The 22,939-nt window shown below is 69.8% G+C and carries 26 protein-coding genes and 1 tRNA gene; 9 read left to right on the forward strand and 18 right to left on the reverse strand.

The genetic code is table 11. The features are described 5' to 3' along the window. From lpxK to AACZ75_RS10785, 4 genes are all read right to left on the reverse strand, one after another. Positions 1 to 1,021 (reverse strand): tetraacyldisaccharide 4'-kinase (lpxK, locus tag AACZ75_RS10770; protein ID WP_339872858.1); only part of this gene is annotated, 1,021 nt, incomplete at its 3' end. Further along, positions 1,018 to 2,313 (reverse strand): 3-deoxy-D-manno-octulosonic acid transferase, encoded by a 1,296-nt coding sequence (locus AACZ75_RS10775; protein WP_339872859.1) that lies wholly within the window; start codon positions 2,311 to 2,313, stop codon positions 1,018 to 1,020. The genes lpxK and AACZ75_RS10775, both read right to left, overlap by 4 nt. 1 nt (position 2,314) lies before the next feature. Continuing rightward, the gene (locus tag AACZ75_RS10780) at positions 2,315 to 3,001 is read right to left on the reverse strand and encodes a lysophospholipid acyltransferase family protein (protein WP_339872860.1); all 687 of its coding nucleotides are present in this window, start codon (positions 2,999 to 3,001) and stop codon (positions 2,315 to 2,317) included. Between the two features lie 52 nt (positions 3,002 to 3,053). Next, a complete protein-coding gene (locus AACZ75_RS10785; RefSeq protein ID WP_339872861.1) occupies positions 3,054 to 4,898 on the reverse strand; it encodes an ABC transporter ATP-binding protein in 1,845 nt (614 codons plus the stop codon). A gap of 210 nt (positions 4,899 to 5,108) precedes the next feature. Between AACZ75_RS10785 and AACZ75_RS10790 the strand changes: the two genes are divergently transcribed. Next, a complete protein-coding gene (locus AACZ75_RS10790) occupies positions 5,109 to 6,695 on the forward strand; it encodes a PAS domain-containing protein (protein ID WP_339872862.1) in 1,587 nt (528 codons plus the stop codon). 64 nt (positions 6,696 to 6,759) lie between these two features. Further along, a complete protein-coding gene (locus tag AACZ75_RS10795; protein ID WP_339872863.1) occupies positions 6,760 to 7,428 on the forward strand; it encodes a sulfur transferase domain-containing protein in 669 nt (222 codons plus the stop codon). A 3-nt stretch (positions 7,429 to 7,431) separates the two neighbouring features. On the opposite strand, the gene AACZ75_RS10800 is transcribed toward AACZ75_RS10795, so the two are convergent. From AACZ75_RS10800 to folE, 12 genes are all read right to left on the reverse strand, one after another. After that, on the reverse strand, positions 7,432 to 7,644 hold the full coding sequence (locus AACZ75_RS10800; protein ID WP_339872864.1) for a hypothetical protein: 213 nt from the start codon (positions 7,642 to 7,644) through the stop codon (positions 7,432 to 7,434). Between the two features lie 78 nt (positions 7,645 to 7,722). Beyond that, complete coding sequence (locus AACZ75_RS10805) at positions 7,723 to 7,971, reverse strand: DUF4170 domain-containing protein (protein ID WP_339872865.1); 249 nt, start codon at positions 7,969 to 7,971, stop codon at positions 7,723 to 7,725. 22 nt (positions 7,972 to 7,993) lie between these two features. Beyond that, entirely contained in the window at positions 7,994 to 8,800 is an 807-nt protein-coding gene (locus AACZ75_RS10810; protein ID WP_339872866.1) for a 3'(2'),5'-bisphosphate nucleotidase CysQ, read from the reverse strand. Further along, entirely contained in the window at positions 8,797 to 10,158 is a 1,362-nt protein-coding gene (locus AACZ75_RS10815) for a TldD/PmbA family protein (protein ID WP_339872867.1), read from the reverse strand. Before AACZ75_RS10815 ends, AACZ75_RS10810 begins: the two co-directional genes overlap by 4 nt. 54 nt (positions 10,159 to 10,212) lie before the next feature. Then, positions 10,213 to 10,632 (reverse strand): MAPEG family protein, encoded by a 420-nt coding sequence (locus tag AACZ75_RS10820; protein ID WP_339872868.1) that lies wholly within the window; start codon positions 10,630 to 10,632, stop codon positions 10,213 to 10,215. 2 nt (positions 10,633 to 10,634) lie between these two features. After that, positions 10,635 to 12,473 (reverse strand): M14 family metallopeptidase, encoded by a 1,839-nt coding sequence (locus AACZ75_RS10825; protein ID WP_339872869.1) that lies wholly within the window; start codon positions 12,471 to 12,473, stop codon positions 10,635 to 10,637. Positions 12,474 to 12,525: 52 nt separating this feature from the next. Continuing rightward, positions 12,526 to 14,055, reverse strand: coding sequence for a UbiD family decarboxylase (locus AACZ75_RS10830; RefSeq protein WP_339872870.1), 1,530 nt, complete (start codon positions 14,053 to 14,055; stop codon positions 12,526 to 12,528). 76 nt (positions 14,056 to 14,131) lie between these two features. Beyond that, positions 14,132 to 14,380, reverse strand: coding sequence for a helix-turn-helix domain-containing protein (locus AACZ75_RS10835; protein ID WP_339872871.1), 249 nt, complete (start codon positions 14,378 to 14,380; stop codon positions 14,132 to 14,134). 49 nt (positions 14,381 to 14,429) lie between these two features. Next, positions 14,430 to 15,266 carry an aldo/keto reductase gene (locus AACZ75_RS10840; RefSeq protein ID WP_339872872.1) on the reverse strand — a complete coding sequence of 279 codons (837 nt, stop codon included), beginning with the start codon at positions 15,264 to 15,266 and terminating at the stop codon, positions 14,430 to 14,432. Between the two features lie 59 nt (positions 15,267 to 15,325). Continuing rightward, positions 15,326 to 15,814 (reverse strand): hypothetical protein, encoded by a 489-nt coding sequence (locus AACZ75_RS10845; RefSeq protein WP_339872873.1) that lies wholly within the window; start codon positions 15,812 to 15,814, stop codon positions 15,326 to 15,328. A gap of 120 nt (positions 15,815 to 15,934) precedes the next feature. Next, positions 15,935 to 16,378: a biopolymer transporter ExbD gene (locus tag AACZ75_RS10850; protein WP_339872874.1), complete on the reverse strand. Its 444-nt coding sequence runs from the start codon at positions 16,376 to 16,378 to the stop codon at positions 15,935 to 15,937. Positions 16,379 to 16,525: 147 nt separating this feature from the next. Further along, entirely contained in the window at positions 16,526 to 17,140 is a 615-nt protein-coding gene (folE, locus tag AACZ75_RS10855) for a GTP cyclohydrolase I FolE (protein WP_339872875.1), read from the reverse strand. A gap of 161 nt (positions 17,141 to 17,301) precedes the next feature. Between folE and cysS the strand changes: the two genes are divergently transcribed. Further along, complete coding sequence (cysS, locus tag AACZ75_RS10860; RefSeq protein WP_339872876.1) at positions 17,302 to 18,711, forward strand: cysteine--tRNA ligase; 1,410 nt, start codon at positions 17,302 to 17,304, stop codon at positions 18,709 to 18,711. Between the two features lie 153 nt (positions 18,712 to 18,864). Next, positions 18,865 to 19,329 carry a hypothetical protein gene (locus AACZ75_RS10865; RefSeq protein ID WP_339872877.1) on the forward strand — a complete coding sequence of 155 codons (465 nt, stop codon included), beginning with the start codon at positions 18,865 to 18,867 and terminating at the stop codon, positions 19,327 to 19,329. 48 nt (positions 19,330 to 19,377) lie between these two features. Here AACZ75_RS10865 and AACZ75_RS10870 read toward each other — a convergent pair whose 3' ends face one another. Beyond that, complete coding sequence (locus AACZ75_RS10870) at positions 19,378 to 20,664, reverse strand: lytic murein transglycosylase (RefSeq protein ID WP_339872878.1); 1,287 nt, start codon at positions 20,662 to 20,664, stop codon at positions 19,378 to 19,380. Between the two features lie 162 nt (positions 20,665 to 20,826). Here AACZ75_RS10870 and AACZ75_RS10875 point away from each other — a divergent pair. The 5 genes from AACZ75_RS10875 (at position 20,827) to AACZ75_RS10895 (ending at position 22,492) form a co-directional block, all read left to right on the forward strand. Beyond that, positions 20,827 to 20,903 (forward strand) — tRNA-Cys (locus AACZ75_RS10875). Positions 20,904 to 21,079: 176 nt separating this feature from the next. After that, positions 21,080 to 21,205 carry a type B 50S ribosomal protein L36 gene (gene ykgO, locus AACZ75_RS10880; protein ID WP_006274063.1) on the forward strand — a complete coding sequence of 42 codons (126 nt, stop codon included), beginning with the start codon at positions 21,080 to 21,082 and terminating at the stop codon, positions 21,203 to 21,205. A 174-nt stretch (positions 21,206 to 21,379) separates the two neighbouring features. Next, positions 21,380 to 21,655 carry a DUF2312 domain-containing protein gene (locus tag AACZ75_RS10885; RefSeq protein WP_300443780.1) on the forward strand — a complete coding sequence of 92 codons (276 nt, stop codon included), beginning with the start codon at positions 21,380 to 21,382 and terminating at the stop codon, positions 21,653 to 21,655. A 122-nt stretch (positions 21,656 to 21,777) separates the two neighbouring features. Next, positions 21,778 to 22,098 carry a hypothetical protein gene (locus AACZ75_RS10890; protein ID WP_339872879.1) on the forward strand — a complete coding sequence of 107 codons (321 nt, stop codon included), beginning with the start codon at positions 21,778 to 21,780 and terminating at the stop codon, positions 22,096 to 22,098. Between the two features lie 103 nt (positions 22,099 to 22,201). Beyond that, positions 22,202 to 22,492 carry a hypothetical protein gene (locus AACZ75_RS10895; RefSeq protein ID WP_339872880.1) on the forward strand — a complete coding sequence of 97 codons (291 nt, stop codon included), beginning with the start codon at positions 22,202 to 22,204 and terminating at the stop codon, positions 22,490 to 22,492. Between the two features lie 6 nt (positions 22,493 to 22,498). Here AACZ75_RS10895 and AACZ75_RS10900 read toward each other — a convergent pair whose 3' ends face one another. Further along, complete coding sequence (locus AACZ75_RS10900; RefSeq protein WP_339872881.1) at positions 22,499 to 22,879, reverse strand: GFA family protein; 381 nt, start codon at positions 22,877 to 22,879, stop codon at positions 22,499 to 22,501. Positions 22,880 to 22,939: the final 60 nt, after the last annotated feature.

The following is a 22,939-nucleotide window of genomic DNA, read 5'->3' on the forward strand; positions in this document are numbered from 1 at the left end:
CCCCTGCGGGGGAGGATTGGATGGCGTCCCGTACGAACGCCGCGAACCCGGCCTCATCCTCGAACACCGCCGTGACCGGCCAGGAGATGATGCGGTCGCGCCACGCCGGCGGCAGGCGGGACCAGTCCTTTTCGGTGGTGATCAGGCGGGCGTCGAACACGGCGGCCCGGTCGGTCAGGGCGCGCAGGTCGGCCTCGCGGAAGGCGGCATGGTCGGGGAAGGCGGCGAATTCGACCAGATCGGCCCCGGCGGCCTTGAGCGCGCGCTCGACTTTCCACGGCTTGGCGATGCCGGCGAACCCCATCAGCGGACCGGGCGGCGGCGGGGCGGCGGGCTGCAGACGGGCGATGAAGACCGGCAGGTCACCGAAGGTGGCGACCAGGTCCGGATCGACGTCGGCGATGTCGGCGGGCAGCAGGATGACCACGGCGTCGGTGCGGGCGAGGCCCGCCTGCAGGGGTTCGCGCATCGGGCCGGACGGAAAGACCGCCCCGTCGCCGAACGGCCATTCGTCGTCGCGGGTCTCGCCGTCGACGATGACCAGGCTGAGCGTCTTGTGCAGGGCCGGGTTCTGGTGGCCGTCATCCAGCACCACGGCCTCGGCCCCGTCAGCGGCGGCGGCGCGGGTCCCGGCGACGCGGTCGCGGGCGATCCAGGCCGGGCTGTCCAGGGCCAGCATCAGCGGTTCGTCGCCGACGTCGGCGGCGCTGTGGACGGCGGGATCGACGCGGACCGGTCCCGCGAGCCTGCCGCCATAGCCGCGCGACAGGGCCTGGGCGTCGACGCCGGCGGCGCGGAGAAGGCGCAGGACTTCACGGGCGACCGGGGTCTTGCCCGAACCGCCGACGGTCAGATTGCCGATCGAGATGACCGGGATGCCGACAGGCACGGGTGTGGTCCGGGCGATGCGGCGGGCGGTGACGGCGGCCCAGAGCCAGCCGGCCGGGCGCAGCAGCATCCGCGTCACCGGGGCGTGGCGGCGTTCGCGGTCGTACCACCAGCGGGGCGTCGACAGGGTCATCGGCGTCTCCGGGGCGGGGCGGGCGGCAGCAGGGGCTGCAGCCCGGCCCACAGCCGGTCGAGCCCGGCCCCGGCCTCGGCGGCGGCGCGGCGGCCGCGGTCGCCCATGGCCCGGGCGGCCGCGGGATCGGCCAGCAGGGGCGCGAGGATCGCCGGCAGGTCGGCGGGCGTGCGGGCCACGGCCAGACCGCCGGCCTCGACCAGGGTGCGGGTGATGGCGGCCCAGTTGGAGACGTCGGGGCCGGTGACGGCGGGCTTGCCCAGCCGGGCGGGTTCGAGCGGATTGTGGCCGCCGACCGGCGGCGTCTCCAGCGCGGCCGAGAACGACCCGCCCATCACCACGACATCGGCCAGACGCAGGAACAGACCCATCTCGCCGAGGGTGTCGGCCAGATAGATGTCGGTGCGGGAATCGAGCGGCTGGCCCGAGGCGCGGCGGGTGAATCTGAAGCCCTCGCGGGTCAGGGCCGCGGCGATGGCGGCGCTGCGCTCGGGATGGCGCGGCACCAGGATCAGGCACAGGCGGTCGGCCAGGGCGTCCAGCGCCTGGACCAGTGCCAATTCCTCGCCGTCGTGGGTGCTGGCGGCGACGACCACCGGGCGCTCGCCGATGGCGGCGCTGAGGGCGGTGAAGGCGGCCGCGTCATGGGGCAGGGGGCCACCGGACAGTTTCAGGTTCACCTGACCGTCGATGCGGGCTCCGAGCCCTTCCAGCCGGGCGGCCGAGGGATCGTCCTGCGGCAGGACCAGGTCGAAGGCCCCCAGCAGCCGGCGGGCCGCCCCGGGCACCCGGGCCCAGCCGGCGGCGGTCTTTTCGGTGATGCGGGCGCTGACCAGGGCCAGGTTCACACCGCGGGCCCGGGCACCGAGGACCAGATTGGGCCACAGCTCGCTCTCGACGAAGACGCCCAGCGTCGGCTGCCAGTGGTCGAGGAAGGCGGCCACGGCCCCGGGGGTGTCGACCGGGGCGAACTGGTGGATCACCCCGGGCGGCAGGCGCTGCGCCAGCAGGGTGGCCGAGGTCAGGGTGCCGGAGGTGACCAGCACGGCCAGGTCCGGCCGCTCGCGCCCGAACCGTTCGGCCACCGGCAACAGGGACAGGGTCTCGCCGACACTGACGCCGTGCAGCCAGACCAGGTCGCCGTCGGGGCGCGGCCGCCCGGCCAGGCCGAGCCGTTCGTCGACGCGGACGGCGTCCTCCCTGCCGCGTTTGACGCGGGCGTCCAGCAACCGCGGGGCGAGCGGCTCCAGCAGCCGGGTGGCCAGCCGATACAGGATGAGGGCGGGGCTCACGTCACACCCGCGCCAGGCCGACGAGGGCGTCGGCCCGGGCTTCCACGGCATTGAGCCGGTCGGTCCAGTCGCGGGCGACCTCGGCCGGATCGGCCCCCTCGGGGTAGTCGGTGCGGTCCCAGACGATGGCCCCGCGGCCGAACGGCAGGGGCAGCAGGGCCCGGTCCCAGCTGTTCAGCCGGATGGCCGGCTTGCACGACAGGCCGACCAGAAGGACCGGGGCCTTCGACAGCTTGGCCAGCAGGGGCGTGCCCTCGGCCATCTGCCGCGCGGGTCCACGCGGGCCGTCCGGGGTGATGGCCAGACCCCCGGCCTTGAGCTGGCGCAGGCCGTCGCGCAGGGCCCGGGAGCCGCCCTTGGCGCGGTCGGCCTTGTCCTTGTTGGCCGAGGAGCCGCGTACGGCGGGAAAGCCCTGCAGGGCCACGGCCCGGGCGATGAACTGGCCGTCCGGGCTGAGCGAGATCAGGGCCCGGGGGGGCTGGGCCCGCGACAGGGGCCAGCAGGCGGGGGCCAGGCCGATGCGTGAGTGCCAGAAGGCACACAGCACGCCGCCGCCGCCGTCCCAGACGGCCTCGGCCGCGGACGCATTGACGTGGGTCCAGCGGATGGTGGCGAAGCAGAACTGCATCCACCGGGCCAGAAGCCAGGCCAGCAGGCCCTGGATGACCGGATTGCGCAGCGGTCTCATGGGGCCACGCTCGCAAGCCCTCCCCTCAAGGGGGCGATGTCCAGGAGCCCCGTCAACTCACCGCCGCCACGCTGACGGGCTCCCCGTCGAGGGACTGCTGTCGGGCCAGGCGCGAATAGAGGCCGCCGAGGCTGACCAGCTGGTCGTGGGTGCCGGTTTCGACGACCCGGCCGCCGGCGATGACATGGATGCGGTCGGCGTTGCGCACGGTCGACAGGCGATGGGCGATCATCAGGGTGGCACGCCCCTGCATCAGCCGCTCCAGCGCCGCCTGTACGAGGGCCTCGCTCTCGGTGTCGAGCGCCGAGGTGGCCTCGTCCAGCAGCAGGATCGGGGCGTCCTTGAGGAAGGCGCGGGCGATGGCGATGCGCTGGCGCTGACCGCCGGACAGGCGCAGCCCGGCCTCGCCCGCGCGGGTGGCATAGCCTTCGGGCAGGGCGGTGATGAACTCATGGGCGGCGGCGGCCGTGGCGGCCGCGACGATGGCCTCGGCCGTGGCCCCCGGGCGACCGTAGGCGATGTTGGCGGCGAGGGTGTCGTCGAACAGGAAGGGTTCCTGGGTGACCAGGGCGATGCGGGCGCGCAGGTCGTGGATCTTCAGGTGGCGGATGTCCTCGCCGTTGATGGTCACCGCGCCCGCGGTCACGTCATAGAAGCGCGGCAGCAGCGACAGCAGGGTGCTCTTGCCGCCGCCGGACGGGCCGACCAGGGCAACGGTCTCGCCGGGGGCGACGCTGAGCGATACGTCCGACAGGGTCGGCACCCCGCCGTCGGCGGCGGGCGCATAGGCGAAGGAGACCCGGTCGAAGGCCACGGTGGCCGGCACCTCGGCCAGGGCGTGGGCGTCGGCGGCCTCGCGGATCTCGGGCTGGATGTCGAGGGCGGTGAACAGGCGCCGCGCCGCGGTCAGGCCCTCGGCCATCACCGTCTGCAGATTGGTCACCTGGCGCAGGGACTGGCCGGCGGCCATCAGCAGGCCGATGAAGGCGGCGAAGGCCCCGACGGTGATCGCGCCGTCGCGGGCGCGCCAGCCGGCATAGGCCATCACGGCGGCGACGATGATCATCGCCACCAGATTGCTGGCCGGGCCGGCGAAGGCGCGGGAGTCGGCGCTCTTGATCACATGGCGCTGGCGGCGACCGACGACCTCGGCCACCCGGGCCTCCTCGGCGACCTCGCGATTCTCGATCTTGATCAGCCGGACCCCGTCGAGGTTTTCCATCAGGGCGGTCGACAGGTTTTCGGTCTCGGTCATCGCCCCGCGCGTGGCCTTGCGGGTGCGTTTCGAGAAGCGGCGCATGATCAGGCTGACCATGGGTACGCCCAGCAGGACGATCACGGTCAGGCGCCAGTCGATGAAGGCCATGGCCGTGATCACCGCCACCAGGGTCAGGCTGTGCTGGGTGTAGTTGACCACGCCGTTGGTGAAGGCCTCGCGCACCAGGTTGGCGTCGAACAGGACCGAGGAGACGAAGCTGCCGGAATGCTGGCTGCGCAGCCGCGCCAGATCGGCACGGATCATGGCCGCGAACAGACGGATCTGGATATCGCCGACGATGCCGTGGCCGAGCCGGTTGACCAGGGCGGCCTGACCCAGGGCGGCGACGGTCCAGACCAGGGCCACGGCGATGATGATGACGGGGATCCAGATCACCGCCTGGCCGGGCGGAATGTGGATCAGCCCCCAGACCACGACGGGCACCTGTTCGAACAGGCCATTGATCGCCGGCTCCAGCAGCTGCAGCACCGTGGCCGCCATGACCCCGGCCACCGCCGCGCACAGCATGGAGGCGAACAGGGCCGCCTTGTGGTGGGCCAGGTAGTCGCGCCAGATTCGCGCCAGCAGCGGACGCAGCGGTTCCTTCTCGTCGGCGGCGGCGGTGGCGGGCATGGTCATCGGCCTTCGGTCGGACGGGTTGCGCGCCAAGTCAAGCGCGCGGCGGCTCCCCGACACCGTTTCCGCCGGCCGCCGGGTGCCGGCCGCCGGATCGTGGCCCACCCGCGCGCCCGTCGCAGCGGTCCCGCTTTTTGCGCCACGCGGTGGAACCCATTGCAAAACCAGACGCTCGCCGACAGATGCGCGCCTATCGGCGATCCATGAGGGACCATGCACCAGGACATCGAACCGCAGGAAATGAGCCATGCCGCGCTGGCCGAAGAGGTGCGGGTGCTCAGGCTGATCAACGAAACCGGTGCCCGGGTCGCGTCGGAACTCAACCTCGAGCGCAACGTCCAGGCCGTCGTCGACGTCGGGGTGTCACTGACCGGGGCGGAATTCGGGGCCTTCTTCTACAACGGCGTCAGTGATGAGGGGGAGGCGTTCCTTCTGTATGCGCTGTCCGGTGCGGACCCCGCCGCCTTTTCCGCCTTTCCGCACCCGCGCCCGACCCCGGTGTTCGCCCCGACCTTTAACGGCGAGGGCGTCATCCGCTCTGACGACATCACCCGCGACCCCCGCTACGGACAGATGGAGCCGCATCGCGGCATGCCGGCCGGGCATCTGCCGGTGCGCAGCTATCTGGCGGTGCCGGTCGTCTCGCGCTCGGGCCAGGCGCTGGGCGGGCTGTTCTTCGGCCATCCGGAGGCGGCGCAGTTTTCCGCCCGCCACGAACGGATCATGGTCGCCGTCGCGGCCCAGGCCGCCACGGCCATCGACAACGCCAGGACCTATGAGGCCGCGCGGTTGGAAATCCGCAAGCGCGAGGTCGCCGAACTGGCCCTGCAGGACACCGATCGACGGCTGCAGGCCGTGCTCAACAATGCGACGGTGTCCATCTTCCTGATGGATGACCGGCAGCAGTGCGTCTACATGAACGCCGCCGCGGAGGCGCTGACGGGCTACCGGTTCGAGGAAACCCGCGGGCGGACCCTGCATGACGTGATCCATCACACCCGGCCCGACGGCTCGCCGTTTCCGCTGCACGAATGCGCCATCGACCGCGCCTTTCCCGAGAACAACCAGCAGCAGGGTGAGGAGGTCTTCGTGCACAGGGACGGTTCCTTCTATCCGGTGGCCTTCACCGCCAGTCCGATGCGGGACGAGGCCGGCGTGACCGTCGGCACCATCATCGAGGTGCGCGACATCAGCGAGGAGCGTCGCCATGCGGCGACGCGGGAACTGCTGATGCGTGAGGTCGATCACCGGGCCCGCAACGCGCTGACGGTGGTGCAGTCGCTGGTGCAACTGGCGGGGGCACCCGATGTGGGCACGTACAAGACCGTGCTGCTGGGCCGGGTCGGGGCGCTGGCCCGGGCCCAGGGCAGTCTGGCCGACCGCAAATGGGAGGGAGCCCGGGTCCGGGACCTGATCCGCGACGAACTGGCCAGCCTGTGGCCGGAGGAGGCCAGTGACATTCGCGGTCCCGACGTCGCCGTTTCGCCGGATCAGGCCCAGCCGGTGAGCATGCTGATCCATGAACTGGCGACCAATGCGTCCAAGCATGGGGCGCTGAGCGTCGTCGGCGGCCGGGTCCGCGTCGAATGGTCGATGCAGGGGCGTGACCTGGTGCTGGTCTGGTCGGAGTCGGGCGGCCCCGCCCTGACGGCCCCCGAGCGGACCGGATTCGGCTCGCGGCTGGTCGAACAGCTGGCGCGGCAACTGCGGGCGGAGGTGTCGCGCGAATGGCGTCCGGACGGCCTGCAGGTGCGGCTGGTCATGCCGCTGGCCCCGGCGGCCCCGGGCGCGGAGGCCTGATCCCGGTCCCGCCGGACCGTCATTCCGGCATGACGAGGGGGCCCGGACCGGCTATCTGCGTTGCATGACGCGTTACGATCTCAGCACGCCGGCCGGCCGCTTCAAGGCGGGCTGGGACTATGTCTGGAAGGACCACGCCTTCCTGCGGGTCGGGTTCATGAACGCCCACTGGCTGGGCCCGGACCTGGTGCGCACCAACCAGCCGTCGCCGCGGCAACTGGCCTACTGGCAGCGGCAGGGCATCAAGACCGTCATCAACCTGCGCGGCAGCGAGCGCGACGAGGCCTGGTTCGCGCTGGAAAAGGCCGCCTGCGAGCGGCTGGGCCTGACCCTGATCAGCGCGCCGCTGGATTCGCGCGATCCGCCGCAGAAGGACCGGGTGCACCGGGCCCGGGAGCTGTTCCGGACGATCGAATATCCGGCCCTGATCCACTGCAAGTCCGGGGCGGACCGGGCCGGGATGATGGCGGTCTTCTATCGCCATTTCCATCTGGGTGAACCGATGTCGGAAGCCATCGGCCAGTTGTCGAAGAAATACCTGCACCACCGCGAGGGCCTGACCGGGGTGCTGGACTATACGCTGGAGACATACCTGAACGAGGTTGAGCCGACCGGGGTCAGCTTCATCGACTGGGTCGACAGCGACGCCTATGACCCGAAGGCGATCCGGGCCGCGTTCAAGGCGGGCTGGTGGGGCACATTGCTGACCGAGAAACTGCTGCGGCGGGAGTAGGGCTCAGCCCCAGGGGCCGCGCGGCTTGCCCTTCGGGCGGGTCGACCCGCCGTCCTGGCCGAGACGGCGGGCGCGCCGTTCGGCCTCCCACTGCTTGAAGCGGCGGCCATAGTCGCGTTCGCGCGGCAGGACGAACAGCCAGAAGGCCAGCAGCGTCAGCAGCGAGGCGAGGGCGAACAGTTCCTGTCCGTCGAGGGTTCGGCCGAATATGGTCATCGGGCAGCTCCGGATATCGGGCGATCGTGCAACGGTAGCGCTTCAGCCGCGCGACCGTTCCCGAAGGCCGGATCAGATCTAGTGAGCGTCGCCGCGCGGATCGATCATCCGGTGCGCGTGCAGGATGAAATAGCGCATATGGGCATTGTCGACCGTGGCCTGGGCCCGGGCCTTCCATGCCTTCTTCGCCTCGTCATAGCTGCCGTAGGCCCCGACGAATTCGACCTTGGACAGGTCGCGGAACACCGGCGCGTCGAGGTGGCGCAATTCGCCGCCGATGACGAGGTGCAGCAGTTGCGGGGATTCGGTTTCGACAGGAGCGGTCATGCGGCGGGTCCGGAAGCTGGGGTCAGTCTGCGAGCGGGATAGGCGCACAACGCCGCACGATCAACGGGTGAAGCGCCGGGGCGGCGCAGATCAGGCTGCTCTGGCGCGGATCGGCCCGGTTGAACAGCCAGGGTCGCCCGTGGTGGTCGCTGACCCGGCCGCCGGCCTCCTCGGCGATCAGGGCCCCGGCGGCGATGTCCCAGTCCCATTTCGGGGTCAGGGCGATGGCGGCGTCGAAGGCCCCGGCCGCGACCAGGGCCATGCGATAGGCGATGGCATTGCGTTTCTCGAACCGCATCACCGGCCAGGGTTCGGGCCAGATTGGCCCTTCCAGCAACCGGGCGTCGGCCAGGACCGAGGCGTCGTCCAGGGTGGTGACGTCCGAGGCGGTGATCGGCCGGTCGTTGAGGAAGGCCCCGCCGCCGCGGGTGGCGACAAAGGTCTCGTCCAGGGCCGGGGCGTGGATCACGGCCGCGACGGGCAGGCCGTTTTCGACCACGGCGATGGGGATGCACCACCACGGGGTGTTCTTCATATAGGCGACGGTGCCGTCGATCGGGTCGACGATAAAGATGCGCTCGCGCGACAGGCGTTCGGGACCGTCGGCGGTCTCTTCCGACAGCCAGCCGTAGTCGGGGCGCGCCCCCAGCAGAATGTCCCTGAGCAGGGCGTCGACGGCTTCGTCGGCATGGGTCACCGGCGAGCGGTCGGGCTTGGACCAGATCTTCAGTCCGCGCGCGCGCTCGGCCAGGGCGAGGTCGCCGGCGGCGCGGGCGGAGTCGCGGATCAGGTTAAGGTCCTGAATGAAGTCTTCGCTGTAAGTCGTCATTTTCCGGCGATGGCGAGCGCGTCGAACATCAGGGACGGCACGTTGAACGCGCCGCGGAACTCGAGGTCCGAGCCCTGCACCAGACGCCGGTAGATGTCGGGCAGACTGCCGGCCACGGTGACCTCGCTGACCGGATAGGCCAGTTCCCCGGCCTCGAACCAGAAGCCCGACACCCCGGCCGACCAGTCGCCGGTGTTGGGGTTCAGCGACGGGCCGAACATCGAGGTCACCAGCAGGCCGGTGCCGGCGTCGGCCATCAGTCCGGCCAGGTCGCGCTGGCCCGGTTCCATGTGCAGGTTGTGGGTCGAGACCCCCGGCGGTCCGGCCAGGCCGCGGGCCGCGTGACCGGTCGAGGCCAGACCCAGCTGGGCCGCAGCCGAACTGTTCATCAGCCAGGTCGTCAGCACCCCGTCGTCAATGATTGATTGCCGCGTCACCGCCACGCCCTCGTCATCGAACGGGGTCGAGCCGAGCCCGCGCGGGCGGAACGGATCGTCGATCAGGTTCACCGCGGCCGGCAGGACCGGCTGGCCCAGCCGGTCCTTGAGGAAGGACGAGCCGCGCGCGATCGACGGGCCGGAAATGGCCCCGAGCAGGGGCGAGATCACCTGGCCGGCGACGCGGTTTTCGAAGATGACCGGGGCGGTCATCGAGGCGATCTTGCGCGGCCCGGTGCGGGCCACGGCGCGACGTCCGGCCTCGGCCCCGATGGCCCCGGCGCCGGGCAGGTCGGACAGGTGGCGGGTGTGGCGATGCTCGCCGCCGCGCTCCATGGCCCCGTCCTTTTCGGCGATGACCCCGACCCCGAGGCCGAAGCCCGAGCCGTGATAGGCCCCGTCGAAGCCGTCGGAGGTCACCAGCCGCCAGCGGCTGGTCGAGCTGGAGGCATGGCCGCCCTCGGAGCGGACCACGCCGTCGACGGCCATGGCCGCGGCCTCGGTGGCGACGGCGGCGGCTTCCAGCTGTTCGGCCGAGCGGTGGGTGCTGTCGTACAGATCCAGATCGGGGAAGGAGCCGCGCGCCAGCCGGTCCTGCGGGGCCAGGCCGCACCAGGGATCCTCGGGGGCCAGCCGGGCCATGGCCACGGCGCGTTCGACCAGCCGGGCGCGGGTGGCGTCGGACAGGTCCGAGGCGGAGACCGTGGCCTGGCGTTTGCCGATGAACACCCGCAGGCCCAGGTCGCGCGACTCCTCGCGTTCCACCTCTTCCAGGGTGCCGTTGCGCACCCCGACCGACAGGGCCGCGCTCTCGGCCGAGACGGCCTCGGCGGCATCGGCCCCCGCCCTCAGGGCGGCGGCGACCAGATCGGGCAGCAGGTCAGCGGGAATGGTGGCGGTCGACGGGGAGGCATTGGACATACCCCGATATGGCCGACCCCCTGCTGCACCGCAACCATGGGGGCTGTGGCCGGCTCAGATCACCGCGAAGGCGATCAGGGAGACGGCCCCGACCAGCAGGGCGATCCAGGTCATCAGCATGCCCAGCACCCGGCCCAGCGACGGCCCCGTCTGGAACACCAGACCCAGGGCGTGGATCAGGCGGCCGACCACCAGGGTGACGCCGACGGCATGGACCAGCGCCGCCGGGGCCCCGACGAGCGCCAGCAGCACCAGGGCGACCAGGCCGGCGGGGATGTATTCGCTGGCGTTGCCGAAGGCGCGGGCCGCTGTGGTCATCTCGACATTGCCGGCGTCGCCGAAGGCGATCTGGTGCCGCCGCCGCCGCCGGACCACCAGGCCGGACAGGCCGAGCAGGATCAGGATCAGCACCCCGGACCACAGGGCGGCGGCCTGGACGGCGGTCAGCATCTCAATGGGGTGGGCGCTGGTCATGATCAGGATTCCCGGCCGATCGGATAGAGGCGGTAGTGGTCGTCATGGAAGGGCGTACGCACGTAGAACCACTGCAGGCGGGCGTTACCGTCCGCCGCGAACTCCGGATCGGCGGCCAGCCTGGCCTCGAACTCGGCCTTCAGGGCCGGGTCGGCGGCCATCATGGCCTCGGCCAGCGGGGCGATGGCATAGGGTTCGATATATTCGACCCGGCTCAGCACCTCGGTGACCATGCCCCAGGCGAAGAAGCTCTCGCTGGACTGCGGCTCCAGCAGCAGGACGACGATGTCGCCCAGCGGCTGGTCGGTCGGCACCCGCACCGAACCGGCCGGCCAGGTCCGCTCGCGGCGCTCGGCGGTGACGTCGGTGACGCTGGCCTGGACGTGGCCCTCATTGGCGCGGGTCGCCAGCTTGGGATCGTTGAGGCGCAGCATGTCCAGTGACACCGTGCGCGGCGCGGTCAGGGTCTCCATCTCGACGCCCTGCAGCCGCAGCCGTTCGATCAGGTCGGATCGGTAGGCCGGGATCCAGTAGGCCACCGGACGCTTCAGGATCAGCGACGGCCTCGAGCCATAGAAGGGCAGGGACCACAGCGCCGGGTCCGGCTGGCCCAGCCAGCGCACCACGGGCTGGCCCAGCGCCGGGCTGTCGTACATCTCATAGGTGATGCCCTTGAAGGCGCGGGTCGCCGAGGGTTGGTCCTCGGGCACGAAATTGGTCGGGATCTCGGCCGGGCGCAGGGCGCGGTCGGCGGTGATGGCGGCGCGCAGGGCCGGGCCGTCGGCGGCCAGCAGCTTCATCGACTCCTCGAGGAAGACATAGGTGCCCAGCACCCGCTGCTCATAGGGCTTGAGGCTGTGGTTCTCGATCAGGATGGCGGGGACGTGGGCAGCCGAGCCCCAGCCGTTGGAGAAGCGCTCGCCCAGACCGCCGTCGGACAGGCCGGCGCGGGGATTGGCCTCGTCGATGCCGAACACCAGCTCGCCCGGAATATGGCCCTCGGCCTCCAGGGCGGCATTGATGCCGGGCTTGAAGGTGGCGTTGAGCCAGCCGGCGATGGCCGGGCTGCGCGACCAGACGCCGTTCTCGCCGTTGAAGCCGAAGGTGATGTCGTACTGGTAGTCCATGCCGTCGGTGACGTGGATGTCGACATAGAGGTCGGGCCGGTATTTCAGCACCAGACCGCGCACCGCCTGCATCTCGACCTGGTCCAGCTTGATGTAGTCGCGGTTCAGGTTCTGGTTGGTGGCCGTGTTGCGCCAGCCCTGGATGCGGGGCCCGCGCTGGTTGGGGCGGCTGTAGGCGCCGGCCCGTTCGTGACCGTCGACCGACAGGATCGGGATCAGGATCAGGTTGACCTTGTCGAGCAGGCCGCCCTTGTCGCCGAAGGCCATGTCGCGCAGCAGCATCATGCCCGCGTCCTTGCCGTCGATCTCGCCCGGGTGGATGCCGGCCTGGGCCAGCAGCACGGGCTTGGCCGGGTCGAAGCTCGCCCCGTCCTTCGAGGCGATCACGGCGTAGATGGGCCGCCCCTCGGGCGAGACGCCGAACTGTTCGATACGGATCAGGTCCGAGGCCGCGTCCAGACGGTCGAACCAGGCGCGGGTGTCGGCGTAGTTGGGGCTGAAGTCGTGTTCGGGATCGCGCTCGAAATCGGTGACCCAGGGGTGGCTGTCGTCGACCAGCAGCGCCCGGCTGGACCCGTCCCAGGCCGGGGCCGGCGGCAGGAAGGCCTGGTCCCACGGCGCGGTGTTGGAAACGGAGGGCGTGGCGGGACTCTGGGACATGGCGGGACTCGCGGACAGGACAGAAAGGACGGCCAGCAGGGCGAGACGACGCATGGAATAACCTCAGGCTGACCGGAACGATCCGGGACCATAGGCCCGTTCGCCGTTATTTCCAGATCGGCGTGCCGTCACCGGGCAGGCCCAGCCGGTCCCACATGTCGGAGACCCTGCCGATCACCGTCTCGTCCATGCGGATTTCCTCGCCCCATTCGCGCTTGGTCTCGGGCGGCCATTTGTCGGTGGCGTCGAGGCCGATCTTGGAGCCGAGACCGCTCTCGGGGCTGGCGAAGTCGAGATAGTCGATCGGGGTGTTCTCGATCAGGGTGATGTCGCGGGCCGGGTCCATCTTGGTGGCCATGGCCCACATCACCTGTTTCCAGTCGCGGGCGTCGATGTCGTCGTCCACGACGATGACCCATTTGGTGTACATGAACTGGCGCAGATAGCTCCAGACGCCCAGCATCACCCGCTTGGCGTGGCCGGGGTAGGCCTTCTTCATGCTGACCACGGCGATGCGGTAGGAGCAGCCCTCGGGCGGCAGCCAGAAGTCGGTGATCTCGGGGAACTGGGCCCGCAGCAGGGGGATGAAGACCTCGTTCAGCGCCTCGCCCAGGACGCTGGGCTCGTCCGGCGGGCGGCCGGTGAAGGTGGTCAGATAGATCGGGTCCCGGCGCATGGTGATGGCGCTGATCTGGAAGACCGGGAATTTCTCTACCGAGTTGTAATAGCCGGTGTGGTCGCCGTAGGGGCCTTCATCCGCATGCTCGTCCAGCAGGACGTGGCCTTCCAGCACGATCTCGGCCTGGGCCGGCACCATCAGGGGCACGGTCTTGCAGGCGACCAGCTCGGCCTTGGCCCCGCGCAGCAGGCCGGCGAACTGGTATTCGCTCAGCGTGTCCGGCACCGGCGTCACGGCGGCCAGGATGGTGCCCGGGTCGGCCCCCAGCACCACGGCACAGGGCAGGGGGCCCTTCTTTCCCGCCTTCCTGTGCCGGGCATAGTGCTGGGCCCCGCCGCGATGGGCCAGCCAGCGCATGATGCAGCGGTCCTTGCCGAGCACCTGCATGCGGTAGATGCCGAGGTTGAAATCGTCCTCGCGGGCGTCGGACGGCCCCCTGGTGACCACCAGACCCCAGGTGATCAGGGGCGCAGGCTCGCCGGGCCAGCAGGTCTGGACCGGCAGGGCCGCGAGGTCGATCTGGTCGCCCTTCAGCACCACCTGCTGCACCGGGGCGGATTTCACCACCTTCGGGCGCATGGCCATGACCTTCTGCGCCAGCGGCAGCATCTCCATCGCGTCGGACAGGCCGCGCGGCGGGGTCGGGTTCTTGAGGAAGGCCAGCAGCTCGCCGACCTCGCGCAGTTCGGCGGCGGTGGTGCGTTCCTTGTTATCGAGGGTCACGCCCATGGCCACGCGTTTGACCGTGCCGAACAGATTGGCCAGGGCCGGGATCGGGCTGATGGTGCCGTCGGCCATGACCGGCTGTTCGAACAGCACGGCCGGACCGCCGTTGCGCAGCAGCCGGGTCTGGATTTCGGTCATCTCCAGCACGGTCGAGACCGGCTCGGTGACGCGGATCAGCTCACCCTCGGCCTCGAGCATGGCGATGAAGTCGCGCAGGGATTTGTAGGCCATTCTTCGCTCCGTCCGGAGCGTAGGGATTAGGCGGCGCGGCCGCCCGTGTCACGGGGTGGCGGGTGCGACATGCGAGTCAGTAGGCCTGCGTATCCGACATCAACGCCCAGAGCGGCAGGTGCAGGCAGGCGGTGGCGGCGGCGATCTGCAGGCTGTCCAGATGGGCGCGACCGGCCTCGGCCAGGCGAATCTGTTCCGGCGACAGGGACAGGGCCTCGGCCAGGGCGTCGGTGCCGATGCCGCGCGCGCGTCGCCACTGTTTCAGCCGGGTGCCGATGGCGACGTCGGCCGGATCGAGTCCGGGAAACCGGTGGATCGCGCCCATCGGCCTGCCTCCCTGGTGTTCCTCGGGCGGGTCGGGTGCCGCCCTGACGTCAATCCTGATCCCATTTGAAGGCCGGATCAATCCAGTCGCCGATTCGGCCGTCGGGCCGGGCCAGGGCGTGGAGGCGCAGCATGTCCTCGTCGGACAGGATGAAGTCGAAGATGTCGAAATTCTCGGCCGCCCGGCTTGCCTTCGAGGTGCGCGGGATGGCGACCACGTCCTGCTGGATCAGCCAGCGCAGGGTGACCTGGCCCGGCGTCTTGCCGTGGGCCCGGGCGATATCGGCGATGACCGGGTCGTCGGCCACCTTGCCCTGGGCCAGCGGTGACCAGGCGGTCAGGGACGAGCCGAGGTCGGCGGCCGTGGCCTGCAGCGTCTTCTGGGCCAGATAGGGATGGTATTCGACCTGGTTGGTGACCAGCCAGGCGTCGGAGACCGACTGGGCCTCACGGAACTGGGCCGAGGGGAAGTTGGACAGGCCGATCGCGCGGGTCAGGCCGCGCGCCTTCGCGTCGTTCAGCGCCCCGAGGGTCTCGACGAAGTCCGGTTCCGGCTTGGGCCAGTGCAGCAGCAGCAGGTCCGGGGTCAGGCCCAGACGCTCGACCGAGGCGGCGGCGGCGCGCTGCAGGTCACCGGCGGCGAAATCCTCGACCCAGATCTTGGTGGTGACGAAGATGTCGGCGCGGTCGACGCCCGAATCACGGATGCCCTGACCGACTCCGTCCTCATTGTTGTAGATGCGCGCCGTGTCGATGTGGCGGTAGCCGATGCGCAGGGCCTCGGCGACCATGCGCCGGGCATCGACCGGCTCCAGCTGCCAGGTGCCGAACCCGAGCAGGGGGATGGAGACGTCATCGACGGCGACGGCGGGCTGGGTCTGCGTCATGAGGAACTCCGGACAAGGGGGGAGGCCTCATCTGGGGACCCGGCGGGGGCGATCAAGCCTTAGCGGGGCCGGTAGAGGAATTCATAGCCGGTGGACCAGGTCCGGCCGCCGTCGCGCGAGACCTCGCCGGTCTGGCGCACCGCGCCGTTCCCGGCCGGGGCCACCGTCATCCGTTGCCGGACCTCGCCCCGGTCGACGATCAGCACCATGGCCCCGTCGACCGCCTCGCCGGCGAAGGCCGAAACCGACCCGTTGGAGTCGACGTAGAACTGCCGCCAGACCCCGTCGGTCGCGTCGAAGGCGCTGTAACTGTGGCCGCGATAGTCGGTCGGGGTCCCGCCGGGCCCCACGGTCTGGTGATAGGTCTCCTGGATGGCGCAGCCGCCGGCGACGGATTCGATCCGGCTGTCGGCGACGACGGTCCCGCTGGCGACGGCGGTGACGGTCCAGTCGCCGATCCAGAAGTCGAAGGCGCGGTGGTCGGCGTCGGTGCAGTCGACCGGCGTGGTCTGGACCAGGGCGGCGAGGGCGAGAGCGATCAGGGTCATGGCGGGCCTCCTCGGTCCATGGGGCACCCGGCACCGGAGACCGTCAAGCCGGCGGACGCAATGAAAAAGGCCGCCTCCCGGAGGAGACGGCCCTGTTTCAGTCGCCCGGGCGGGTTCGCCTCAGGTGATGTCTTCGTTCAGCAGGCCAACCTTGTAGAAGCCCTTTTCCTGAAGCTTGTTCATGACTTCCATGAAGGCATTGTATTTCACTTCCGGCTGGGCGCGGACGAAGACGCGCTCCTGACGGCAGTCGCCGGTATCGCCGCCGCCGAGGGCAGCGCAGACGTCGGACTCAAGCGTCTCGATCGTCGTCTGCTGCTCGGCGATGAAGATCGAGCCGGATTCCTGGATGGTGATGTAGACCGGGTCTTTCTGCTCACCGTCGACCGGCGGCGTCGCCGGCGGCAGATCGAGCTTGATGGACACGGTGGCCATCGGTGCCGCGACCATGAAGATGATCAACAGCACCAGCATAATGTCCACGAACGGCGTGACGTTGATGTCCGCGTTCTGGGCAATGGTTTTGCCGCCTTGTCCGGCGGGACCTGCAAGTTTGGAGCCCATGCGCTGAAAATCTCCCTCAGGTTCGCCGCGATAGCGACGAACTGCGCCTAGTGTTCATGGTGTCTTGGCGTCATGCGACGCGCTTGTAAAGCGGTCTCGGGCCTCAGTCGGTTCCCGGAAGGCAGAATACCCCCAGGAGGCGAGAAATCAGCCCCTGGCCAGTTTGAGAAAGCGATCCATCAGTGCCGGGTCCGATTTGAACACGCCGGTAAAGCGGGTGGTCAGGGTCGAAACATGGCGGTGGTGGACCCCGCGGGTGGTCATGCACTGGTGTTCGGCGTCGATCAGGACGGCCACGCCGGCCGGGGCCAGGTGCGAATCAAGAGCGGCGGCGATCTCCTGGGTCAGGGTCTCCTGGGTCTGGAGCCGTTTGGAGAAAATTTCGACGACGCGGGCGATCTTGGAGATGCCGACGACCTTCTCGGTCGGGATGTAGGCGACATAGGCCTTGCCCAGGAACGGGGCCATGTGGTGCTCGCAGTGGCTTTCGACCTCGATGTCGCGCAGCAGCACCATGTCGTCATAACCCTGCACCTCCTCGAAGGTGCGCGACAGTTCCTTGGCCACATCGGCGTCATAGCCCTGGAACCAGTCGCCATAGGCGTCGACCACGCGGCGCGGCGTGTCGATCAGGCCCTCGCGTTCGGGATTGTCTCCGGCCCAGGCGATCAGGGTGCGGACAGCCTCCAGCGCCGTCTCGCGCGACGGGCGGGCGGGGGTCGCGTCACTGACCAGGACGGGTTTGACGGGGGTCAGGCTCATGCTCGATCTCAAGGCGGCGAAGTCGCGCCGGAACGAAGGTCCCGGATGGACGCGCGCCACTCTCCCTATAATACACCGCACGGCTGTTCGCGGGTGCGGTAGACCGGCTATATGGGAGACACCCTCCGTCCTGCAAGAAAACTGAAGGCCAACGCCGCAATATGACGCTGACGCTCCACGACACCCTGCACCGTGAAAAGCGCGTGTTTGTGCCCCGCGATCCGGAGCGGGTGACCCTCTATGTCTGCGGGCCGACGGTCTATGACTATGCCCATATCGGCAATGCCCGCCCGCCGGTCGTGTTCGATGTGCTGGTGCGGCTGCTGCGCCGGGAATACGGGGCCGACAGCGTCGTCTATGCCCGCAACGTCACCGACGTGGACGACAAGATCAACGCCCGGGCGACGAAGGAGGGCACGCCGATCGGCGAGGTCACCGCGCGCTTTGAGGCCGCCTATCTGGACGACATGGCCCGGCTTAACGTGTCGCCGCCCGACATCGCCCCGCACGTCACCGACCATATGGACGCCATCGTCGCCCAGATCGGCCAGATCCTTGAGCAGGGCTGCGCCTATGTCGCCGAGGGCCACGTGCTGTTCGACGTCTCGTCCTACGAAAACTACGGCCGGCTGTCGGGTCGCAACCTGGACGACATGATCGCCGGGGCCCGGGTCGAGGTCGCCCCCTACAAGAAGAATCCGCACGATTTCGTGTTGTGGAAGCCGTCGAAGGACGGGGAGCCGTCGTGGCCGTCGCCGTGGGGCGCGGGCCGTCCCGGCTGGCATATCGAATGCTCGGCCATGATCGAGGAGACGCTGGGCCTGCCGATCGACATCCACGGCGGCGGCATCGATCTGGTGTTTCCGCACCATGAGAACGAGATCGCCCAGGGCGTCTGCGCCCACGGCCACGCCCACGCGGCCGACGCTCATGAGGCGTACAGCCGCCACTGGATGCACAATGGCTTCCTGACCGTCGACGCCGAGAAGATGTCGAAATCGGTCGGCAACGTCCTGCTGCTGCACGACCTGGTCCAGGCCCTGCCGGGCGAGGTGGTCCGCTGGGCATTGCTGAGCGCCCATTATCGCCAGCCGCTGGACTGGAACCAGGACCTGCTGGACCAGTCGAAGAAGAATCTCGACCGGCTGTACGGGGCGCTGCGCCGCGCCGCCGAGGTCGCGCCGCTGGGCGACATGCCGTCGCCCGAGTTCCTCGAGGCCATTTCGGACGATCTGAACACCCCGGGGGCGATGGCCACGATGTTCGCCCTGTCCAGCGAGATCGAGCGCGCCATGACCGCCGGCGATCTGCAGGCGGTGGGCATCGCCAAGGCCGAACTGATGGCCTCGGGGGCCATTCTCGGCGTGCTGCTGTCGACGCCGGACCAGTGGTTCGAGAGCGGCGTCGACGACGCGCTGCGGGTCGAGGTCGAGGCGCTGCTGGCGGAACGGGTGACCGCCCGCGCCGCCAAGGACTGGGCCGAGGCCGACCGCATCCGCGACCGGCTCAACGCCCTGAACGTGGTGGTGATGGACAGCCCCGGCGGCGCGACCTGGCGGCTGAAGGGCTGACGCACCGACGGGACCCGCCGTGCGGCATGCCGCCGCAGTGGGCCCGACCCCGGAGGGCGGACGGCCGACACCGCGTACAGACTACAGGAAGCCGACCGGTCCCGACCCTGCTCCGGGGCAGGGCGAACCGGCGGCGCTCACCGGAGACACCCCATGACCAGAATCCAGGTTTCGTCGCTCGCCATCGCCGGCCTGCTGGCCGCGCTCGCCGCCGGCCCCGTGGCCGCCCAGACCGCGCCGGACGCGCATGCCGGCCACGCCGGACACGCGGCCATGACCCAGACCGCGCCCGCGGCCCCGGCCGCTGACGCCCATGCCGGTCACGCCGGACATGCCGCCATGGGTCAGGCCGCTCCGGCCGCTGACGCGCCTGCCTGTCACGGCATGGCGGGCATGGATCATTCGGCCATGACGCCCGAGCAACATGCCGCGATGATGGAACACCACCAGACCATGATGGCGGGCATGGACCCCTCGACCATGACGGCCGAGCAGCATGCGGAAATGAAGGCCAAACACGAGGCCATGATGGCGTCCTGTGCCGGGATGGCCGGCATGGACCACGGCGCACATCATCCGGCCCCCGAGGCCGCGGCGGAACCCGCCCACCAGCACTGAGACGAGCCCCCGCCGCGCGCCCTCAGGCGTGCGGCGGGGTGCCGGTGATCAGCGCGCGCTCATCAGCTCATTGGCGATTTCGGCGGTCAGATAGCCGTCGGCGATCCGGCCGTTGGCGATCTGCCAGCGGCGCAGGGCCGCGCGGGTGTTGGAGCCGATGACCCCGTCGATGCCCTGGGTGTCATAGCCGCGCCGGGTCAGGGCCGCCTGGGTGCCGATACGCTGCTCGCGCGACAGCGGGGCGTCGTCGGGCCATGTGCCCACCAGACCGGGCTTGCCGGCGATGCCGTCGGCAGTCAGGCCGATGGCCAGGGCATAGCTGACCGAATTGTTGTAGCGGCGGATCACATAGTGGTTGGGCAGGGCCAGGAAGGCCGGTCCACGCGCGCCCTGCGGCAGCAGCAGGGTGGCGTCTTCCAGCGCCTCGGCCGCCGTCGGCGTGCCGCCGCGGGCCAGGGTCACGCCGCGCGCGGCCCAGAAGCGCCACGGATGTTTCGGCCCCTCGGCCTCGGCATAGTCGAAGCCGGACGGCAGGGTGACCTCATAGCCCCAGGCCTGACCCCGCTTCCAGCCGGCCCGGGCCAGCAGATTGGCGGCCGAGGCCAGGGCGTCGGCCTCGGAACCCCAGATGTCGACCTTGCCGTCGCCGTCCTGGTCGACGCCGAGGCGGAGGTAGTTGTCGGGCATGAACTGGGTCTGGCCCATGGCCCCGGCCCAACTGCCCTTGAGGCCGGCGCGATCGCGGCGACCGTCGACGACGATGTCGAGCGCATCCTTCAGCTGGGCCTCGGCCCAGTCGCGGCGGCGGCCGTCATAGGCGAGGGTGGCCAGCGAGCGGATCACGTCATGGTCGCCCTGGACCTGGCCGAAGCTGCTCTCATTGGCCCAGATCGACACCAGGATCTCGGCCGGGACGCCGAATCGCTGGGTCACCGCCCACGGCACCCGGTCATAGCGCTGACGCGCCTGGGCGATTCGCGCCGGGCTGGCGGCGTTCTGGATATAGGCCCCGGCGGGGCGGCTGAACTCGGGCTGGTTGCGGTCGAGGCGCAGAACCGTGGCGTCGGGGGTCAGCCCGGCCAGTTCACGCTCATAGGCGGCGCGGCGGTTGCCGCCGTGGCGGGACAGGAAACCCTGCTTCCAGCCCTCGAACCCGGCCTGGTCATTGGCGTCGGCCTGGGGCGGCACCGGTGCCGGCACCGGCGCGGGCACCGGCGTGGGGGCCGGGGCAGGCACCGTCGCGACCGGCCCGGGCAGGGGCGGCAGTCGCTCCGGCAGCATCGGCGCGCAGGCGGCGACGCTGCCGATCAAAAGGAGGCGAGTGCTGAACCGCATGATTTTAGACATATGTCCCCGACGACGACTTGAACAACGCTAGCGCGTGAATGATGAAATTGTTGCCCCGACTGGGCGCAGGCAAAGATGAAATTGCCGCTAACCACCTTCCTATACCGCGTTGAAGGCCGCATCGGTCATTGTCGCCGGGTTCCTCTCGATGGCCCGGTGGCGGAGTGGTGACGCGGCGGGGGTGCAACCCCGCAGACCCTCCGTTCGATCCGGAGGCCGGGCCTCCATTTCTTGAGGGCGCTAACGCGAGGGACGCGGTCCCGCGCTGCCTGAGCGCGATGTGGAGCGGTGGCGCGAGGCATCTGCAGCAGGGCGTTGACGAAGTGGCCCCCTCTCTCTATACGCACCGCTCCGCCGCCGGCTCGCCTGCGGCTTTTCTGTTTGCATTGCCCAGGACAAGACCATGAAGGTCCGTAGCTCGCTCAAGTCGCTCAAGGGTCGCCATCGCGACTGCAAGATCGTTCGCCGCAAGGGCGTGGTCTATGTGATCAACAAGACCGACCCGCGCTTCAAGGCGAAGCAGGGCTAGGAACGGCGCTCAAGCCGCCCGTCGCCGCGCGACGGGCGTTTGCGCAGCCGGTTCTGAACTACCCACAGGGTCGCGGGCTTTGTCCGCGGCCTTTTTCGTGCCTGCCGTTGAGGCTTTCGCCCCGGCATGGTTAGCGTCCGCGCCTGAGTTTTGTACTGACCCGAGGAGATCCCCATGGCCGATGACGCCACCTTTGACGCCAGCCCGGACATCCTCAACGCCACGGCCCAGGGCCGTCTGCGCACCATCATCGAGCGTCTCGAGCGACTCGAGGAGGACAAGGCCGCCATCATGGCCGACATGAAGGAGGTCTTCCTCGAGGCCAAGGGCGAGGGCTACGACGTCAAGATCCTGCGCAAGGTCATCCGCATCCGCAAACAGGACAAGGCCAAGCGCCAGGAAGAGGATGCGATCCTCGACCTCTATATGTCGGCGCTGGGCGAGATCTGAAGCCGAGGAATTAGGGCTTAGGGCTTGGGTCTTAGGGAGCAGCCTGACGGGCGACAACGCGGGCAGGGCAGGTGTAGGCTTCGGCCTAAGCCCTAAGACCTAAGACCTAAGCCCTACACCCCATGAAACCCAAGCGGCCCGTCAGCCCGTTCGAAGCCCAGCGTCAGGCGGCGCAGCGTGCCGCGCTCAACGCCCTGAAACGCGCCCGCCGCTCGGCCGAGAAGGCGGGCGTTTCGCTGTCGGAGTGGGAGGGCGAGTTCCTCGACTCGGTCGGCGAGCGGGTGAAGACCTACGGCCGCGCCTTCGGTGACCCCGAAAAGGGCGCGCCCGGCCAGGCCCTGTCGTCGATGCAGGGCCGCAAGCTCAAGGAAATCACCGCCAAGGCCAAGGGCGAGGCCCCGAAGCGGCGCTGGGGGCGGAAGCCGAAGGCGGAGCCCGAGTGACGGCCCTCTCCCGGGGGCGAGGGAAGCGCGTTTATCCCGCCTCTTTTCGCTCATCCCGGCGCAGGGCAGGGTCAAAGCGTTACCCATGCAGGGAGTGAAGGCAATGGCGAAGACGATGGACACCGGTGGCCGGGCGCGGGGCCGATGGAACCCGGTCCTGTGGGGCGGGGCGGGACTGCTGCTGTTGCTGCCGCTGGTGGCGATGCAATTGACCGACGAGGTCAACTGGACCGCATTCGACTTCATCGTCTTCGGGGCCCTGCTGGCGGTCGCCCTCGGCGGCTGGGAACTGGCCTCCCGGCGGATCGGCCGGCGGGCCTGGCGGGTTGTCGCCGCCATCGCGATCGTGGCGGCCTTCCTGCTGGTCTGGGCCAGTCTGGCCGTCGGGCTGTAGTCCGCTCTATTGCCGGTTCTGCGGCAGGCCGTCGGCGATGTCGTAGTAATCGCCCTTGTCGGCCACGAAGATATGTCCCCGGAGCCGGGTGCCGGTGGGCGTGTCGAACAGCCCCATGGCGACGGCGATCGAGTCGCGAAACAGCGGGTCCCAGAACAGCCACGTGCCACAGACCGCGCAAAACCCCCGCCGGACCTTCTCCGACGAGGCGTACCAGCGGACGCTGTCCGCGCCGTGGACCGTCAGGGCGGCGCGGGGCACGTCGGTCGAGGCGAAATAGTGCCCCGACTGTTTGCGGCACTGGCGGCAGTGGCAGGCGTCAGGGGCGGGGAGTTCCCCCGTCACCTCGACCCGAACCGCCCCGCACAGGCAGGAGCCCTTGTGCATGTCGGTCTCCTCGATCGCTGCGTGTCAGAGGACGGAAGATCGGCGCAACAGGGTCCTGCC

Origin of the sequence: uncultured Brevundimonas sp. (assembly GCF_963975535.1) — a bacterium.
Classification (GTDB): Bacteria; Pseudomonadota; Alphaproteobacteria; order Caulobacterales; family Caulobacteraceae; genus Brevundimonas.